At 61.8% G+C, this 1,745-nt stretch carries 2 protein-coding genes; both read left to right on the top strand.

Features of this window, described 5'->3' with window-relative positions:
• Nucleotides 1–193: 193 nt before the first annotated feature.
• Nucleotides 194–484, top strand: coding sequence for a DUF4287 domain-containing protein (locus tag JF66_RS17845; protein WP_035880134.1), 291 nt, complete (start codon nt 194–196; stop codon nt 482–484).
• 266 nt (nt 485–750) lie between these two features.
• Nucleotides 751–1,386, top strand: coding sequence for a dihydrofolate reductase family protein (locus tag JF66_RS17850; RefSeq protein WP_035880135.1), 636 nt, complete (start codon nt 751–753; stop codon nt 1,384–1,386).
• Nucleotides 1,387–1,745: the final 359 nt, after the last annotated feature.

Genomic DNA, 1,745 nt, shown 5'->3' on the forward strand with positions numbered 1-1,745 from the left:
GTAGCTTTCCGTGGGCGGTTCATTTCTTGCCACTTTCGGTCAGCCTCGCACGCTCGCTAGTTTTTCACTTCGTCAAGGTTCGTTTTTGACCTGGCCGGTCCGATTCGCGCTGCGCGGGATATCTTGATCGAAAGATCGAATCTTGTTGCGTGTCGGACCTACGAATCTCAGCACCACCGGCAGAGGAGTAGAGATGTCATTCCAGGCGTACCTCGACAACATCGAAGATAAAACGGGACTGACCCCGCGCCAGTTCATCGCGCTCGCCCAGGCGAAGGGTTTCGACGATCCGTCCACGAAAGCCGGCGTTATCATTGACTGGCTCAAAGCTGACTTCGACTTGGGCCGCGGTCATGCCATGGCTCTGGTGCACGTCATCAAAAGCGGCGAAAAGATCGACGCCAAGCATGTGGGCACAGGTACCGCGCACAGCGACCCCTCGGACACGCTGTGGCTCGACGGCAAGCAGAACCGCACCGCGTGAGCGATCCGCACCTGGCCGCCGTTGTTCGCCTGCGCGGCTCTCGGCTCCCGCGGACAGTTCCGTTTACGGTTTAGTCGAGGGCGTGTCACCTGACCTTTGTCCATCCTTCAGGGCGGGCGGATGTCGTTGCTCGGTCGGAGGCATTGCCCGATGCGCAGTTCGCTCGTGTCGACCCGTTACTGCCCGTTGCTTCCCAGCGCATCGTGTGGAAGCCTCCAAGTAGTCCCATCACCGGGGCGACGACGGGCAACAGGAACGGAATAAGCATGGGACTCATCCACATCGACCTGTTCACTACGCTCGACGGCGTCGCGCAGGCGCCCGGCGGACCAGACGAGGACGCCGACAGTGGTTTCGCGTTTGGCGGCTGGCAATCGCCGTTATTCGACGAGGTCGTCGGCGCGCAGGTCGAATCCGGGATGGCGGGGATGGACGCGCTGCTGCTTGGGCGCAACACCTACGACATCTTCGCCGCGTACTGGCCGCATCAAGAGGGCGGCCTGGACGAGAGCATCGCGGGTCTCTTCAACCGTCTCCCGAAATACGTGGCCTCGCGCCAGACGCCGACTCTCGAGTGGGCCAACTCCACACTCCTCGGTCCTAATACCGTCGCTGCCGTGCGCGAACTGCGCGACCGGCACGCGAACACCCACGTCATCGGGAGTCTCGATTTCGTCCAGACGTTGTTCGCCGAACTGCTCTTCGATCGGCTCACGCTCTGGGTGTATCCGATCCTCCTCGGCGGTGGAAAGAAGGTCTTCGCCGACGGCGTGGTTCCGACGAACCTCAGACTCATCGAACCGGTCGTCGCCTCACCGAAGGGTGCGGTGATGCAGCGCTACGCACTCGCCAGCGGCGCACCTGGCGTCGGCGATATGTCGGCCGGCGACAGGGAGGGCTAGCGCGTCCCTAGGAGCGCCTTGGGCCAGGCCGTAATTGTGCGAACTGCAACACCTCCTCGAAATGTGACGACGCGTTCGAAGTGCCGCTCGAACACATTGGGACTCTTGGGGGACTCCTTGCCGAGCGAAGAAGGCGTGCCACCCTTTACATCCAGCCGTTTGCGGTTCCCCTCTGACACGTCCTTGGGGTGTTGGGTCGTGGCGTGGATCTGCTGTGGATCTGTCGCGGTGGCCGTCCGGCTTGCGGGCAGTAGTATGGCCGCGCCACTGGAGCTATTCAATCCACCTTGATAGCTTTCAACACATGGCCATCAAACTCGACAACGTCGGCATCGCCGTTCGCGACATCGAAGCGACGA

This window comes from Cryobacterium sp. MLB-32 (genome assembly GCF_000738085.1).
Lineage (GTDB): Bacteria > Actinomycetota > Actinomycetes > Actinomycetales > Microbacteriaceae > Cryobacterium.

Excerpts from the sequence above, each read along its gene's own strand:
- JF66_RS17845 (WP_035880134.1), top strand. The coding sequence starts at position 194 with ATGTCATTCCAGGCGTACCTCGACAACATCGAAGATAAAACGGGACTG.
- JF66_RS17850 (WP_035880135.1), top strand. The coding sequence starts at position 751 with ATGGGACTCATCCACATCGACCTGTTCACTACGCTCGACGGCGTCGCG.